The sequence below is a fragment of the Terrisporobacter mayombei genome, assembly GCF_020748465.1.
Taxonomy (GTDB): domain Bacteria; phylum Bacillota; class Clostridia; order Peptostreptococcales; family Peptostreptococcaceae; genus Terrisporobacter; species Terrisporobacter mayombei.
The window spans coordinates 99,069-115,282 of record NZ_JAHZMP010000005.1 but is presented as its reverse complement, the minus strand read 5'-3'; the positions used below and the strand labels follow the sequence as shown (position 1 = coordinate 115,282).

Annotated in this window: 15 protein-coding genes and 1 riboswitch; of the genes, 11 read left to right on the top strand and 4 right to left on the bottom strand. The window is 28.5% G+C overall.

The features are described from left to right. The first annotated feature begins 507 nt into the window (after nt 1-507). From K0039_RS15550 to K0039_RS15535, 4 genes are all read left to right on the top strand, one after another. Nucleotides 508-1,020, top strand: coding sequence for a COG2426 family protein (locus K0039_RS15550; protein ID WP_228105989.1), 513 nt, complete (start codon nt 508-510; stop codon nt 1,018-1,020). A gap of 93 nt (nt 1,021-1,113) precedes the next feature. Next, the gene (gene galU, locus K0039_RS15545) at nt 1,114-2,019 is read left to right on the top strand and encodes a UTP--glucose-1-phosphate uridylyltransferase GalU (protein ID WP_228105988.1); all 906 of its coding nucleotides are present in this window, start codon (nt 1,114-1,116) and stop codon (nt 2,017-2,019) included. Nucleotides 2,020-2,125: 106 nt separating this feature from the next. Further along, complete coding sequence (galE, locus tag K0039_RS15540; protein WP_228105987.1) at nt 2,126-3,157, top strand: UDP-glucose 4-epimerase GalE; 1,032 nt, start codon at nt 2,126-2,128, stop codon at nt 3,155-3,157. A gap of 204 nt (nt 3,158-3,361) precedes the next feature. Next, on the top strand, nt 3,362-4,093 hold the full coding sequence (locus K0039_RS15535; protein WP_228105986.1) for a hypothetical protein: 732 nt from the start codon (nt 3,362-3,364) through the stop codon (nt 4,091-4,093). Nucleotides 4,094-4,300: 207 nt separating this feature from the next. On the opposite strand, the gene K0039_RS15530 is transcribed toward K0039_RS15535, so the two are convergent. Genes K0039_RS15530 through K0039_RS15520 form a run of 3 tightly spaced genes read right to left on the bottom strand, consistent with a single transcriptional unit; the run spans nt 4,301 to nt 7,407 of the window. Then, nucleotides 4,301-5,128: an energy-coupling factor transporter transmembrane component T family protein gene (locus tag K0039_RS15530; RefSeq protein WP_228105985.1), complete on the bottom strand. Its 828-nt coding sequence runs from the start codon at nt 5,126-5,128 to the stop codon at nt 4,301-4,303. Further along, nucleotides 5,121-6,824, bottom strand: coding sequence for an ABC transporter ATP-binding protein (locus K0039_RS15525; RefSeq protein WP_228105984.1), 1,704 nt, complete (start codon nt 6,822-6,824; stop codon nt 5,121-5,123). The genes K0039_RS15530 and K0039_RS15525 overlap by 8 nt, the downstream gene beginning before the upstream one ends. A gap of 34 nt (nt 6,825-6,858) precedes the next feature. Continuing rightward, a complete protein-coding gene (locus K0039_RS15520; RefSeq protein ID WP_228105983.1) occupies nt 6,859-7,407 on the bottom strand; it encodes an ECF-type riboflavin transporter substrate-binding protein in 549 nt (182 codons plus the stop codon). A 99-nt stretch (nt 7,408-7,506) separates the two neighbouring features. Then, a riboswitch (SAM riboswitch) is annotated at nt 7,507-7,606 on the bottom strand. 200 nt (nt 7,607-7,806) lie between these two features. Between K0039_RS15520 and K0039_RS15515 the strand changes: the two genes are divergently transcribed. Then, nucleotides 7,807-8,901 (top strand): DUF5050 domain-containing protein, encoded by a 1,095-nt coding sequence (locus K0039_RS15515; RefSeq protein WP_228105982.1) that lies wholly within the window; start codon nt 7,807-7,809, stop codon nt 8,899-8,901. Between the two features lie 61 nt (nt 8,902-8,962). Here K0039_RS15515 and K0039_RS15510 read toward each other — a convergent pair whose 3' ends face one another. Then, on the bottom strand, nt 8,963-9,979 hold the full coding sequence (locus tag K0039_RS15510; RefSeq protein WP_228105981.1) for an LCP family protein: 1,017 nt from the start codon (nt 9,977-9,979) through the stop codon (nt 8,963-8,965). Between the two features lie 240 nt (nt 9,980-10,219). Here K0039_RS15510 and K0039_RS15505 point away from each other — a divergent pair, with 240 nt between their 5' ends. The 6 genes from K0039_RS15505 (at nt 10,220) to K0039_RS15480 (ending at nt 16,157) form a co-directional block, all read left to right on the top strand. Further along, nucleotides 10,220-10,699, top strand: coding sequence for a S24/S26 family peptidase (locus K0039_RS15505; protein WP_228105980.1), 480 nt, complete (start codon nt 10,220-10,222; stop codon nt 10,697-10,699). 12 nt (nt 10,700-10,711) lie between these two features. Then, nucleotides 10,712-11,572, top strand: a complete 861-nt coding sequence (locus tag K0039_RS15500) for a hypothetical protein (protein ID WP_228105979.1) — start codon at nt 10,712-10,714, stop codon at nt 11,570-11,572. Nucleotides 11,573-11,854: 282 nt separating this feature from the next. After that, the gene (locus K0039_RS15495; protein ID WP_228105978.1) at nt 11,855-12,115 is read left to right on the top strand and encodes a PqqD family protein; all 261 of its coding nucleotides are present in this window, start codon (nt 11,855-11,857) and stop codon (nt 12,113-12,115) included. 433 nt (nt 12,116-12,548) lie between these two features. Beyond that, the gene (yjeM, locus tag K0039_RS15490) at nt 12,549-14,078 is read left to right on the top strand and encodes a glutamate/gamma-aminobutyrate family transporter YjeM (RefSeq protein ID WP_228105977.1); all 1,530 of its coding nucleotides are present in this window, start codon (nt 12,549-12,551) and stop codon (nt 14,076-14,078) included. A gap of 547 nt (nt 14,079-14,625) precedes the next feature. Continuing rightward, a complete protein-coding gene (locus tag K0039_RS15485; RefSeq protein WP_228105976.1) occupies nt 14,626-14,886 on the top strand; it encodes a PqqD family protein in 261 nt (86 codons plus the stop codon). Nucleotides 14,887-15,113: 227 nt separating this feature from the next. Further along, complete coding sequence (locus tag K0039_RS15480; protein WP_228105975.1) at nt 15,114-16,157, top strand: acyltransferase family protein; 1,044 nt, start codon at nt 15,114-15,116, stop codon at nt 16,155-16,157. Nucleotides 16,158-16,214 lie beyond the last annotated feature (57 nt).

Here is a 16,214-nt window from a genome sequence, read left to right as displayed (position 1 = left end):
AAGTCTTGGCACTACTTATCCTTTTAAAAATAGTTCTTACTCATCTTTATAAGTAGCAATTGCTTTTGCCCATTTGGGAACAAGAACAAGAGAAACTGCTATGCTTATATATACCTCTACATAGAGGTATATATAGGCATATAGTATATAGTATATAGTATATAGTATTTAAGCTTTATATATCATATAGTATTTCTTGTTCCACTTGTTCTATGGGTTTAATATTCTCTATTTTTACACGTTTTTTTGAGGAACAAGAAAATAAATTAGTAGGAATGAGTATTAGAGTTGTTTCTCTATAGTCAGTTTTATGTACTTATCAAAATATTTTTTATCAGCTTTATCTTCATTATCACAATAAAAATAAGCTAAAAATTAACAAAATTAGAATTGGGTATGAATGGTTAAAATAGAATTTTTTGCAAAATCATATTTTGTCATGTAAAATAAAACTAAAAGTAGTTAAGAATAAAGGGGTAAACAATATATTAAATTACTTTTTTATCAATGATTTCAATTAAAGAATTAAGATGGGCCATACCCTTAGGTATAGCAATGGATCTAAATCCAATATATCTATATATAACTTGTGTTGTAGGATCATCTATCATAGCAGTACCAGTGGTACTAGCATTTAGGCAAGTTATAGATTTTTTTAGACATAGAAAATATTTTAATAAAGTAATTAGATGGATTGATAAAAAAATAGAGGGAAGAGCTAAGAAGTTAAAAACTGCCAGTATGATAGGACTTATAGTCTTTGTTGGAGTACCACTACCTACTACGGGGTCTTGGTCTGCTTCAGCATTGGCATCTATTTTTAAGATGAGAATAGTAGATGCATTTCTTGGAATATTTATAGGAAATGCCATAGCTGGTGCTATTATGCTAACTGTTTTCATGCATGTGGCTGATGGAAGTAGTATAGAACTAATATTAATAGCTTTAGTTGCTATGGTCTTAGGTCTTTATTTTATGAAAAAAAGAAAAAGAAACAAAGAAAATATAAGCGCAAATTAAGCTATATTACAAATAGCGCACTTGGCTAGGGGAAAAGTAGATAATTAGACAAGCTAACATATGGGGTTGGACTTAAGGGATATGGAGGATAATATGAGTAAAAAAGTAAAAAAAGCAATTATACCAGCAGCAGGATTAGGTACTAGATTCTTACCTGCAACAAAAGCACAAGCAAAGGAAATGTTACCAATAGTAGATAAACCAACGCTACTATATATAATAGAAGAGGCAATAGAGTCTGGTATAGAGGAAATATTAATAGTTACAGGAAGAAATAAAAAATGTATAGAAGATCATTTCGATAGAAGTGTAGAGCTTGAACTTGAGAAAAAGGGGAAATCTGCCATGTTAGAAATGGTACAAGATATATCGAACATGGTCAACATACACTATATAAGACAAAAAGAGCCTAAAGGACTTGGACATGCGGTACACTGTGCAAAAAAATTTATAGGAAATGAACCTTTCGCAGTGCTGCTTGGAGATGACATAGTAGATGCAAAAACTCCATGCTTAAAACAAATGATAAATACTTACGATGAATACAAAACTTCTATATTAGGTGTTCAAGAAGTAGACAAAGATAAGGTAAATAAATATGGAATACTTGATGTTAAACATATAGAAGATAGAGTATATAAAGTAAAAGATATGGTTGAAAAGCCAGCTGTAGAAGAAGCCCCTTCAAATATAGCAATTCTAGGAAGATACATAATAACTCCTGAAATATTTAACATATTAGAAAATCAAGAACCAGGAAAAGGTGGAGAAATCCAACTTACTGATGCCCTTCAAACGTTAGCTACAAAGGAAGCAATATATGCATACAATTTCGAAGGAAGAAGATATGATGTGGGTGATAAATTAGGGTTCTTAGAAGCTACTGTTGATTTTGCACTTAAGAGGCCAGAATTAAGAGATGATTTTGAATCATTTTTAAAAAGTAAATTAGAAAAAATAGAAAAAAATATTCTAGATGAAGTGGCGGTAACTGTTTAATATAAAAAAACTAATGATTTAATCTGATTAATCCAATTAACGCAAGGGGGTAACATTTTTGTGCCCCCCTTTAGATAAAAGATAGAGAATAAGGGGGAGTTAATAAATGGCAGTTTTAGTAACTGGGGGAGCCGGATATATAGGAAGTCATACTGTGGTTGAATTATTGAAGGAAGGAAAAGAAGTAGTTATTGTTGATAATTTTTCAAATAGTTGTCCTATAGTTTTAGATAGGATAAGAGAAATAAGTAAAAAAGAATTTAAATTTTATGAATTAGATACTAATGATGAAGTCGCTTTGGAAATAGTATTTAAAGAGAATAAAATAGATTCTGTAATACATTTTGCAGCTTTTAAGGCAGTTGGGGAATCTGTCGCAAAACCTTTAGAGTATTACAAAAACAATTTATGTAATACATTAACAGTTTTAAGTCTGATGAAAAAACATGGAGTTAACAAGTTTGTTTTCTCTTCATCAGCAACAGTATATGGGGATCCACATACTTGTCCTATAACAGAGGATTTTCCATTAAGTACTACAAATCCTTATGGAGCAACAAAACTTATGATAGAGGATGTGTTAAGGGATATATGTAAGGCAGATCCTAATTTTCATGTATCTATTCTTAGATATTTCAATCCAGTGGGAGCTCATGAAAGTGGGCTAATAGGGGAAGATCCTAATGATATTCCAAATAATTTAATGCCATATATTTCTCAAGTAGCAGTAGGTAAGTTGGAACAATTAAGTGTATTTGGAAATGATTATAATACACCTGATGGAACAGGAGTCAGAGACTATATACATGTAGTTGATTTGGCCCAAGGTCATTTAAAAGCTCTAGATAAACTGGATAGTTTGCCAGGATTAGTTACTTACAACTTAGGAACAGGAAATGGTTATAGTGTACTTGATATGATAAATGCTTTTAGTAAAGCAAGTGGCAAGGAAGTTGCTTATAAAATAGTAGGCAGAAGACCAGGAGATGTTGCTATGTGCTATGCAGACTCAAGTAAGGCTAACAAAGAACTTGGTTGGGAAGCTAAGTTTGACGTGGACGATATGTGCAAAGACACTTGGAGATGGCAAAGTAATAATCCTAATGGATATAAAGAACTAGCATGCTGTAAAAATTAAACTTTAGATTTGTAAGGATGTATCTTTTTACTTAGATACATCCTTTTGTTATTATTAGTAAATAATATTGATTTTAAAATATAATCTCAAAATATACTGTATTTAAATAGGAAATATGTACATAAGCTGATTGGAAAAATGGCAATTTAATGTTAAGGTATTAATAATATAAGAAAATATATATTAAGTAGAGGAGAAATAGTGGTGAAAATAAAAACATCAATGCTTACTATAATGAATATCTTCAATTTAAAGACTAATAGTAACAAACTATACAGTACAGAATACATAAAAAAACAGGAAGAGCAATTTATATGCAATAATTATTTTGGAAATAGTAAAAATGATTATGAATACAAGTCAGGAAATATACCAATATTAATATCTGCACCTCATACAGTTAAACAATGGAGAAATGAAAAATGCAAAAAGGCAGATATTTATACAGGAGCGCTAGCTAAAACATTACATAGATCCACAGGAGCACACGTAATTTACAAAGCTAGGACTAATGGAGATGAAAATTGTACAACCAGAGAAACAGAGTATCGTAAAAAAATAAAAGAAATAGTTAAAAAAAAAGGCATAAAATTAATTATAGATTTACATGGTATTGCTTCGGACAAAGACAGTGATATAGATATAGGAACTGGAAATAGTAGCAATATTAATTTACTAGGACAAGACTACATATTATCTTTAATAGAAAGTTCTTTAGGCAAAAATAACTATACAGTTAATAAATATTTCACTGGTGGAAAAACTTATACAATATCTACTTATTGTGCTTCAAAGTTAGGTGTACCTACATTACAATTAGAGATAAATAAAAAATATAGAAGTTCAAACAGTAAGAACTTTAGCTATATGGCAAACAAATTAACTGCAATGATTAATGATCTTTCTAATAAAGTATATACACCTGAGGATAAGTAAAAAATAACCCCTAGGTCATATTTTACGACTTAGGGGTTATTTTTTTACTTACTAGGAGATTATAATGATTTTATGGCTGTGAAAAACTGCTACATTGTTGTATTACCAATACGTTCCTAGAAGAGTAAAAAAGTAAATTTTGAGCAACGGAGTTGCCTGAAGTGGTAACGAAGGCATCTCGTTGGCGATATGAGCGAAGCGAATTTTTTATAAAGGATAATAAAATCCTGTTATTACATTGTTTTTTAAATAAACTGCTAAAGCAAGAATCATGATGCAAAATATTATAAAAGCAAAATCCATACCTTTCAATTTTTTATAGCTATACCATGTTCTTTTCTTTTTCTTACCGAAAGATCTTAGTTCCATGGCATTTGAAACAGTTTCTATTCTTTTAATAGAAGAAGAAACTAGAGGAACAAATATTGTAGTGTAATTTTTCAAAATTTCACTTATACTACCTTCACTTTCACGGAAAGCTAGTCCTCTTGCTTGTTGAGCATCTAGAATGTCTCTGTACTCGCGTTGAACATCTGGTATATATCTAAATGCAATGTTTACGGCATAAGCTATTTTGTATGGAATACCTATTTTATTTAAACTGCTGGCAAATTCACTTGGATGTGTTGTGAATATAAATATGGCAGTTATAGGCATTAGCACTGCATATTTTAATGATATAGTTAAAACATAGAATAGAGTTTCTTTGTTTATATATGAATATCCTATGTTTATTAATTCTGTATTAGTACCGACTAATTCGCTTCCGTATTGTGGAGTGATTAGTAGTATAAAAATCACATTTATTATATTGAAAACAACCATTATCCATAGTAGTGGTTTTAATGTTTTTGATGGTATTTTTGCGAAATAAAGCATTATAATACTAGCTGCTGCCATAACTAGAAATACTCTTATATCAAGAAACATCACTGTTATAATTGTCCATGTAAGAAATAATAGTATTTTGCTTACACCACTTAATCTATGAAAAATAGAGTCACCATCAATATAAAGAGTTTGGGCCCTACTCATTGCCTTTCACCTGTCTTTCGTAATCTATAAAGAATTGTACAAAATCATTTGTATTTTTTATGTTAACTGCTTTTGCTAAAGTTGATAATGACGTTTCTTTTAAGTTTGCTTGTTTTATAATGTTTTCATCGGTTAAAATGTATGATGGCTTATTATCTGCTATTTTTTTACCGTTAGAAAGTACTACGGCTCTGTCACAATATTCCAGAGTTAACTGCATATCGTGAGTTATAAGAATTATGGAAATTCCCTTATTTGCCAATGATTTTATAAATTCCATAAATTCTGTGTAGTGTTTGTGGTCTTGTCCAGCAGTTGGTTCGTCAAGAATTATAACATCTGGATTTATTGCCAATATTGAAGCTATAGTTACCCTTTTTTTTTGGCCATAGCTAAGTGCTCCAATAGGCCAATTTCTATATGGATATAAACCGCATATTTTTAACACTTCCTCGACCTTTATATCAATTTCTTCTTTAGAGTATCCTCTGCACTTTAATCCTAGGCCAATTTCATCTTTTATCATATGTTGAGATATCATTTGATTTGGATTTTGCATTACATATCCTATAGAAGAACTTCTTTTCTTTATGCTCCAAGAATCTATACATTTATTCTTTAAAAATACACTACCGTCTTTGTATTTTAAAATTCCTGTTATAAGTCTACATAAAGTTGATTTTCCTGCACCGTTATTTCCTAAAATAGCTAAGATTTCACCTTTACTAAGATTAAAAGAGATATTTTCTAAAGTATTTTTATTTTTGTTATGAGAAAAAGCTAAATTATTTATCTCAAGAATTTTTTCTTCATTATTATTGTCCTTTATAGAAGTATTTTTAGAATTATTCTTAAACCAATTTTTTATATTTTCCTTAGATTCCTCATCTAATTTCTTAAAGTCCGTTAATTTATTTATTTTTTTAAAATTACAATTTGCATATTTCATAGCTGATACGTAAAGAGGTTCTCTAAGTCCGCTTTTTTCTAATAAATTTGATTTCAAAATATCATCAGGTGTACCAATAGCTTTAACTTTACCTTTGTCTATGATAATAACTTTATCAAAGAGTTGATCCAGAACATCTTCTATTCTATGTTCAACTATTATAATAGTTTTATTTGTTCTTTTATGAATATCATTTATTAATTGCATAATTTCTTTTCCAGAAGCAGGATCTAAATTGGCTAAAGGCTCATCGAAAAGTAAGACTTCAGCATCACTTCCAAGAACTCCAGCTAAAGAAACTCTTTGCTTTTGCCCTCCAGATAATTCATGAGGACTTCGATTAATAAAATCAACCATATTTACTAATTCTAGTGCATCAATAACTTTCACTTTCATTTCATTAACTGGTATTGCATCATTTTCAAAACTAAATGCTACATCTTCTCCAACAGAAAGACCTACAAACTGAGAGTCTTGGTCTTGCATTATTGTACCAATTTTTTTACTTATATCTGATAAACTTTCTTCGTAAGGTTTAATATTGTCTACTATAACTGAACCTTCCATTTCACCATTGTATGAAAAAGGAATAAGTCCATTTAAACAATGAGAAAGAGTGGATTTTCCAGAACCACTTGGCCCCACCATTAAGACTTTCTCTCCCTTATCTATAGTAATATTTATATCCTTTAAAGTTTTATCAACTACATTGTTATATTTAAAACTAAAGTTTTTAAAACTTATCATATTATTCTCCTTAATGTTAATAATATTGAGACTTTTACTCCTCAATTTTTAAGCCATTATTTTTTTTATTTGCTCTAACAAATCCTAGTATAGTTGGAACGCCAACTCCTAAGAATACTATTGCGTTTGTGAATATGGCAAGAGCCACTTGAATTTTCATTTTGTCTAGAGGCTCCCCCATAACAACTACATCGAAGCCTGCAGCAAATATAAATGCTAAGATAATACCAATCATACCTGTAATTACAAGATATGAGACATGAAACTTATTACATAATCCATCTTTTATACTAAACTTCTTACATTTGAAAACTAAACCCATGAAAAGACCCATAATACCAGAGCTTGCAACCCAGCCCCACCAGATTCCCCAACCGGCAATCATGTCAGTTAGCATATGTCCTAAAAATCCCATTGAAAATCCCACCAATGGACCAAATAGAGCAGAGAAGATAGCAAGTAAAGCTATAGCAGGTTTTAATTGTGTGTTAGGGCCTATGGGAATTCCAACAAACCCTAAGGCTCCATAAAGAGCAGCAGCAACACCTATGGTTACTATTGTTTTTGTATCTATTTTGATCATATTACTCTTTTTTCTCCATTCATTTCTTTATATTTAAAATTTATTAATGAACTTTTATATAAAAAATCTCTTTCTGATAAGAAAGAGATTATACACGTAATCTTATCTTCCAGAATTCTTCTGTAGGAATTAGCACCTTTGTCTTTAGACCGGTTGCTGGGTTTCATAGGGCCAGTCCCTCCACCTCTCTTGATAAGGAATATTTGATTTTATGTGAGTTCCACAAAATATTCTACAAAATGAGTCGAAATTTGTCAAGCTTAAAAATGTAGTAATAAAATTTAACTTGTAATTTAATAAATAATTTATAGAAAAATTACATTTATAAAGAAGTTATAGAGGAAAACGATATTTTAATGTATAGTAATATTAGATTTAAAGTAAAAGTGGGGGGAATATATGAGTAAATTAAAGAAAGTTTTATCTACAATATTAGTAGTAGGTATGGTAATTACTTGCGGGTTCGCAAAAAGTGTTGATGCAGCTTCTGTATACGGCAACAGTAATTCGAATATTAGTAATGGAGGATATGCAGCTTCAAATGGAAACTATTCATATGCAAGAAGTAGTAATGCATATGAAAAAACTAAAGATTCAAATTACTATTATATTTACAGAACTTACAAAAATGGAAGTACAAAGAAACAAATAGTAAATAATGCAGCAGAAGAGCCGTACATAAATGTGGTTGGAAAATATATGTATTATGTAGGAGTATATGATTCTGGTAATAGCTATGGTATTTATAGAGTTAAAACTGATGGTACTGGAAAAACTAGATTAATAAATAATTATGAATATAGTCCGATTATAGTAAAAGATAATTATTTATATTATATAAAAGAAAATATAAATAGTTATTCTGATGAAGTAATGTCTTTACGTAGTTACAACTTATCAACTAAAAAAACTGTTTCAACTTTATATACTACAACATCTAGAGATATAGAAAGTATGTCATTATCTGGAGATTACATCTATATATCAGCTACTGGATATGATAATTCTATAATATACAAAATAAATACAAAAACTAAAAAAAGAACAACTGTTTATAAATATCAATCTGGCAAAAAAGAAGAATCATACATAAATAATATGGTTTATTATGAAGGAAATATTTACTATACGGTATATAATGATAAAGATCTTTATAATGAAAATGACGATACTTGTGAAGTGCATAAGGTATCATCAACTGGAAAAAATAACAAATGTTTATCAAAATATTTCACTACGGGTATAAATTTGTACAATAATAAAATGTACTATATCAATACAAGTGGTAGTGTATGTTCAATGAATTTAGATGGAAGTAGTAGAAAAACTATAAAAAAAGCGAGCAAGAATCAATGGAATTATGGCATTAATATTGCAAACAGCAGAATGTATTATGGCAGAATAGTATTTGACCAATATGATGAATTTGATGATATACTTAGCGACAATATATATAGAACAACTTTATCAGGTGGTTCTATGACTAAAATGTAGAAATTATAAAAAGACTGTAGTATAAGAAATTAAATCTTTACTACAGTCTTTTTGTTTTAAATTAATAATTAAGTTGTATATTACTATTATCTTTTAAATACTCGTTTTTATCCATGTCAATATCATTATTTATAAAATCTTGTAAAACTTTTCTTGAGTTTAAATCGTATAACCAAACCCAACCAGCATTTTTATATTTTCCACCTTTAACATGAACATCATCAATTATTGGGAATTCTCCTTGTTTTATAGTTAAAGGTTTAAAGTTGTATGCTGTAAATGCTATATCTATTAAATCTTTTGGTGTAAGATTAGTAGATACGTATGGAAGTAATGTATTTAATAAACTAGGATATTTAGAAAAATCTTCTTCTTTCATAGTATTTATAACAGATAACATAACTTCTCTTTGCCTCTCATCTCTATATATGGCACTATCTACTTTTCTTATTCTCGTATAAGCAATAGCTTGGTATCCATTGATTCTTTGTTTACCAGAATGAGTTATAAGTTCCATATTACCCTTACTAGAATAAGTACATTGTTTGTAAGAACCTGGTATCATTTCATTTATAGACTTAATTTCATATTCTTTAATATCTATATCTACTCCACCTATTAAAAATATAATATTCATCAAATTATCAAAATCAACTTGAATAAATTTGTCTAACTTTATTTGGAAATTTTCCTCTATAGTTTGGAATAGCAACTTTTCTTTACCCCAAAAATAAGCTGCATTCAATTTTCCCTTACCCTTACCTGGAATATTTACATAAGTATCACGAGCAAGAGATGTTAATTTAATATTTTTGTTTTTAGCATCAATAGTTGCAATCATCATACAGTCAGAACGAAAAGCAAGTTCTTTCTCTCTACCATCAGTACCTAATAATAATATGTTTGTTACGCCATCTACAGTTTCGTATTTTGATTTGTAAGCATTTTCAACTTTAGTGCTTGTTGTATTTAACTTGTTATAAAAATGATAAAAAGTGAATAAAGGAATAGTTATTATTAATGCTAATAATATAATTACCACTTTTGTAAATTTAAATTTTTTGTTTTTCTGCGTCAAAAAATCCCCTCCGTTTTTCATTTAATTGAAATTCATAATTGTATTATAACAAATATTGTAAATTTACACACTATAACATAAAAACTATACATATTTATATAGTAATTCAACACAAATTAACTATTTAATTTGTGTGATAAGATAAGCGCTTCAACATAAGAAATAAGTGAATTTTTTTGTTTGAAAAACTTACTAATATAAGATACAATAAAATTATTATATGTAAACAAAGGGAATACAATGGATAACTATGTATATAGCTGCAAAGATGGTAAGGAAATAGTACCTATTATGGAAGAGATAATAAAAAATGGGGGACAATGCAAACTAAGGGTAACAGGATATTCAATGACACCTATATTAAAACATCTTCGTGACAGTGTAATATTGACATCGCCAGAAAACAGATTTATTGAAAAAGGTGAAATTGTATTTATAAAAAGGCATACAGGGCAATTTGTCCTTCATAGAGTATATAAAATAATAGATGATAATACTTTTATTATGAATGGTGATGCACAACAGTGGGTAGAAGCTGTTAGAAATGATCAAGTTATAGGAGTTTGCTCTAAAATTATAAGAAATGATAGGGAGATTTCCTGTGACAATTGGAGATATAAAAGTATAATAAAAATATGGCAGTTTTTTAGACCAATTAGAAACTATATTTTTAAAGTTAACAATATTGTAAAGACAATTGTCACAAGAGAAGGCAAATAAGGAGAGGATATATTGAAAAAGGTATTCACAATTATAATATCTGCTATCTTAATATGTCTAATAGGTTTAGGCATCATAGGTTACTATGTGGAGAAAGATAAGGCAGCTGAAAAAACAAATGCAAAAACTGAAGAAAAAGTAGATCAAATTATTGAAGAAGAAAAGTTGGTAGTCGATTCTGATAAAATCGATGTTGATAAAATAGATGGATATACTGCAGGTGAAGACCTAGTAAGCCAAGATAATACAAATAATAACTTAGAGCAAGGAAATAGTGAAGCTGTAACTGTTGGAGGAATTAATCTTCCATATTCTATTCCGAATAAAAATATGGAAATTATAAGTATAGGACAATACTCTGGAAAGTTTGTTGAAGATGGTAGTGATATTAATAAAGACAATGTTTTATCCATAATAGTAAAAAATACTTCTAAAGAGGTTATCGATTATGGTGAAATTAATATGAAAATAATAGGTAAAACTGATACCATGAAATTTAAAATTACTAATTTAAAGCCAGGAGTTTGTGCACTTGTAATGGAATCAAGCGGCAAAATAGAGTTTAACTCAGAGGATAAATATATATATATGAGTTCAAAACATAATATGATAAGTGATTTATCTACTATGGAGTCTCAAGTGGCTGTAACTAGAGAAGATAAAAAAATTACTGTGGAAAATTTAAGTGACAAAAACTTAAACACAGTTTATGTATATTATAAAACTATTTCTCCAGGTGGATGCTATTTAGGCGGAATTACTTATCGTGCTAAATTTGAAAATGTAGAAGGTGGAAAAAATATAAGTTCTAATACTATACATTTTTCTAATAAAAACTGTGAGATTCTAAAAGTTGAATCTGTAAAAGAATAAAATTATAAAGTAATTAAAAGTAGTCGCAAAATGTGACTACTTTCTTTATTTTATCATAAGATTAACCAATAAATATCAAATACAAATAAACTATTTTAATATAATGCTTTATTTTGTAAAGAAAAGTATTTAAAAAATCACGGCTCACTTGTTGACATTAAAGAGACACTAAAGTAAAATTTAAGTGATGGTTATTTTTCATGTTAATGTTTATGTAAAATTTATTTAACAAATTAGCATATACTATAATGATGAAAAACTTTAAAACAAGGGGGAGGAATCATGGAAATTAAAAAAGATTTCAATCTGCAAAAAATTGCTGGAGAATATATTCTTATGCCCAAAAATACATCACAAAAAGGTTATAATGGACTAATTAGTTTAAATGAAGTAGAAGTTTTAGTTTGGGAAAATTTAGAAGAATGCAAAAGTGAAGAGGAGATGATTTCCTTAATTACTAACACATATATGGTGAAAAAATCAGATGCTAAAAAAGATTTAGGGAGCTTTTTAAAGCAATTGGAAGCAGCAGACATAATATAAATAAATAAGTTAGCTAATAAATAACATATATAGCAAGAAAGATAGAGTAGAGCTCTGTCTTTTTTTATTTAAAAACTATTATTTAGTTTTTTATTGAAATTTATAATTACAAGGATGTTTAATAGCAGTAGATAATGTATTGGTTGTAGAAGGTGTAGAAACTAAGGATGATGCATGCGTTGCATCATTCTTTTTTATTATGACACTTGGCTTGCATAATCGACAATAATTGTCGTAATTAGCAAGATAATTCTGTATATTTACAAAAGTATAATAAAATAAAAAATGTCGTTGAAAAATAAAATTAATAGTGGTATTATAAGTTGTGACAATTTTGGGTAACAAAAAAAGTTGTTACTTCGTGAACTCAGAATTTACAGAAGAAAATGTTTGTCTTGTAGTAAATTATGGGGGATTATAAGGAGGAAAAGTTATGTCAAAAGAAACAAAAAAACTTACATTAGTACCTCTTGTACTTATGATATTCACATCTGTATTTGGATTTGCTAATATGCCTAAGGCATTTTTCTTAATGGGTTATTCAGCAATTCCATGGTATGTAATAAGTGCGGTACTATTCTTTATTCCATACGCATTTATGATGGCAGAGTATGGTTCAGCTTTCAAAAAAGAAAGTGGTGGAATGTATTCATGGATGGAAAAATCAGTTGGTGGTAAATATGCATTTATAGGTACCTTTATGTGGTACGCTTCATATATGATTTGGATGGTAAACGTTTCATCAACTATCTGGATACCATTATCAAACGCAATATTTGGTACAGATATGACTGGTAGCTGGAGCTTATTTGGCCTAGGATCAGTACAAACATTAGGAATATTAGCAGCAATATGGATAGTCGTTGTTACTTTCATAGCTACAAAAGGTGTAGATAAAATAAGTAAAATAACTTCAGTTGGTGGAACTGCAGTAACAATACTTAACATAGTATTATTAGGTGGAGGTATTGTAGTAGTCTTAATGAATGGTGGTTTAGCAGAGCCAATAAACAATATAGCTCAAAGCTTTACAACTTCACCAAATCCAGAGTATTCAACTCCAATAGCGATATTATCATTCTTAACATTTGCAGTTTTTGCATTTGGAGGTTTAGAAGTTCTTGGAGGATTAGTAGACCAAACAGAAAATGCTGAAAAGACTTTCCCAAAAGGTTTAGCTATATCAGCAGTAGTAATATCTTTAGGATATGCATTAGGAATATTTGCATGTGGCATGTTTGCTAACTGGTCAGAGGTAATGAGTGGTAGTAACGTAAACTTAGCAAATGTTACTTACATATTAATGAGTAACTTAGGATTTAAAATAGGTGTGGGAATGGGGCTTTCTCAAGCGGCTGCATTAACAGTAGGAGCATGGACAGCAAGATTCGTTGGTCTTTCAATGTTCTTAGCTTTAACAGGAGCTTTCTTCACATTAACTTATTCACCACTTAAAACTCTTATCCAAGGTGCACCAAAAGAAGTATGGCCTGGAAAGCTTGGTGAAATAAAAAATGGAATGCCAATAAATGCTATGATAGTGCAAGCAATAATAGTAATAGTAATGATATTAATAGTTGCATTTGGTGGAGATGACGCAAAAGAATTCGTTGCTCTTCTTACATTAATGACTAACGTAGCAATGACTATACCATATATGTTCTTATCAGCAGCATTCCCTAAATTTAAGAAAAAGCAATTAAATGGAGAAGTAGAAAAACCATTTGTTGTTTATAAATCTTATGGTTTAGCTATAGCAGCAGCAACAATGGTAACTGCTATAATAGGATTTGCAAACATATTTACGATAATAGAACCAGTAATAACTAGTCCACAAGGATTAGTTAAGACACTTACAATGATAGGTGGGCCATTATTATTCTCTATAGTAGGATATTTATTATATGCTAGATATGAAAAGAAATATATTAAAAATAAAAATAATGCAAATAAAGTTGCGTAAATATATACAGTATGTTTAAAAAGGAAGGTGAATATTAGCATCACCTTCTTTTTATTTGGAAAAATATTAATTTATTATTTATAAAGAGTTATTAACTTAAAAGTTAAATTATAGGATCTTCAAAGCTAAAGTTTTTTTGTTGCCTTTGTAAAATACTTTGCTTACGTATAGTATATCATCTTCAATTCTTTCTTTTAGAATAAATTTTGTAACAGGAGAGAATAACTCTCTCATGTTATATTTATCTACTTTTGTAGTATATATAATTTAAGCAAAAATATTTGAAATGTTCTAAATTTATAAACTTGGAGAAGTGACATTTTTGACTAATAATAATTAAAGTACTTTATAGTATTTTTTTGATTTTTTATATTTTTTTAAGAAAAGAAAATTAATAGCTTAAAAAAGTAAATTTTATAGCCAAGAAAATGTTTTTTGATTTTCGTTGACATGTATGAAAAATTAATATATTATTTATAGAATATAAATATATTTTTAACAAAGTTGCTATTTTAATATAAATAGCAAACTTAAGGGGGAAGTAATTATGAAAATAAAAAAAGAATTTTGTATGAGAAATATCTGTGGAGAAAATACTTTAGTTCCAATAGGAGAAACAGCCTTATCTTTTAAGGGAATAATAAAGGTTAATAATATAGGAAGTTTTATTTGGAATAATCTTGAAAGTGCAAAAAATGAAGATGAAATCGTTTCTATGGTTATGGATAAATATGATTTAGAGTTAAATGAAGCAAGAAGTAACGTGGATGATTTTATCAAATATTTAAAGAATGTTAATATAATATAAATTTGATGAGAATAAGATAAAAGAAAGTTGTCTATAAGATAAATAGTACAGCTTTTTTTATTTTGATTAAAATTAGTTTGTTAGAGAAAGCGTTTTTATAAAATATTAGAAATATAACATAAATGTCACATTTGTTTTATTGATAAAAACAAGAAATTATGGTATTTTAAAGTGTAGACTATTAGAAATTTAGCGAAAAAAGTAAAAATGCAGAAAGAGGGGAACTTATGGACAAATACCTTAGTAATAAAATTAAAAATATGTCTTTAATTATGACTTTCTTTGTTGTTATTCTTCATTCTAACAACTTAGAAGATGCATCTGTATTTAATGTAAATACATTAGTACAAAATATTGTAGGACAAGGAATTGTAAGAATAGCTGTACCTATGTTCTTTGTAATATCAGGATACCTATTCTTTTATAAATTTAGACCATCAACAGAGGCTTTTTTATCAAAATACAAAAAAAGATTTAAAAGTTTATTTATACCTTATTTTATATGGTGTACAGGATGGCTAATAATATTATATTTAGTAGAACTTACTGCTTTTGGTAGGTCCATGTTTTCAGATAGAATAATAGCTGATTATAATGCAGTAGAATTATTTAAAAATACATATATTTATCCTCTACCATATCAGTTTTGGTATATTAGAGCCTTAATGATAAACGTAGTGATTTCTCCAATAATCTACTATGTAATAGATAAATTAAAAGATAAAGCCTTACTAGTAATTACAGTGTTCTTGTTCTTTGATGTTATTTACTATCCTATATTAATGTTTGCAATAGGTGCATGTTTTGCAATAGGTGATTTTGATATATACTTTAATAAATATAAGGACAAGGGATATTTATTTGGGTTGGGCTATATACTGGCTATAATATTAAAAACTATTTTAATGTATATGCCTCAAATACCAAATCATGAATATGTATTATTACTTGTTGAAAACATAATAATCTTATGTGGTGTACCATTTGCATGGTTTGTTTACGATGTAATTGGAGAACGATTTAAGAATAAATTTGATTTAGGAAAAGAAATGAGACTAGCTAAATACGGAATATTTATTTATTTCTTCCATATTCCATTACAATCAATTATTAAAAAGGTGTGGTTCAAAGTAATGCCAGTAAGCTCAACGAGTAGCTTAATTATTTTCTTTGTAGCACCAATAATAACAATAACAATATGTGCTTGTGTAGCCATATTTATGAGAAAATATATGAAAAAAGTTTACATGTTACTAACTGGTGGTAGATAAATTCATATTATAAATTAGAAAGACCTACATAAATATTTAAAATGTAGGTCTTTTTTG

Coding starts and splice junctions, on each gene's coding strand:
- K0039_RS15550 (WP_228105989.1), top strand. CDS start 508: ATGATTTCAATTAAAGAATTAAGATGGGCCATACCCTTAGGTATAGCA.
- galU (WP_228105988.1), top strand. CDS start 1,114: ATGAGTAAAAAAGTAAAAAAAGCAATTATACCAGCAGCAGGATTAGGT.
- galE (WP_228105987.1), top strand. CDS start 2,126: ATGGCAGTTTTAGTAACTGGGGGAGCCGGATATATAGGAAGTCATACT.
- K0039_RS15530 (WP_228105985.1), bottom strand. CDS start 5,128: ATGAGTAGGGCCCAAACTCTTTATATTGATGGTGACTCTATTTTTCAT.
- K0039_RS15525 (WP_228105984.1), bottom strand. CDS start 6,824: ATGATAAGTTTTAAAAACTTTAGTTTTAAATATAACAATGTAGTTGAT.
- K0039_RS15520 (WP_228105983.1), bottom strand. CDS start 7,407: ATGATCAAAATAGATACAAAAACAATAGTAACCATAGGTGTTGCTGCT.
- K0039_RS15515 (WP_228105982.1), top strand. CDS start 7,807: ATGAGTAAATTAAAGAAAGTTTTATCTACAATATTAGTAGTAGGTATG.
- K0039_RS15505 (WP_228105980.1), top strand. CDS start 10,220: ATGGATAACTATGTATATAGCTGCAAAGATGGTAAGGAAATAGTACCT.
- K0039_RS15495 (WP_228105978.1), top strand. CDS start 11,855: ATGGAAATTAAAAAAGATTTCAATCTGCAAAAAATTGCTGGAGAATAT.
- yjeM (WP_228105977.1), top strand. CDS start 12,549: ATGTCAAAAGAAACAAAAAAACTTACATTAGTACCTCTTGTACTTATG.
- K0039_RS15485 (WP_228105976.1), top strand. CDS start 14,626: ATGAAAATAAAAAAAGAATTTTGTATGAGAAATATCTGTGGAGAAAAT.
- K0039_RS15480 (WP_228105975.1), top strand. CDS start 15,114: ATGGACAAATACCTTAGTAATAAAATTAAAAATATGTCTTTAATTATG.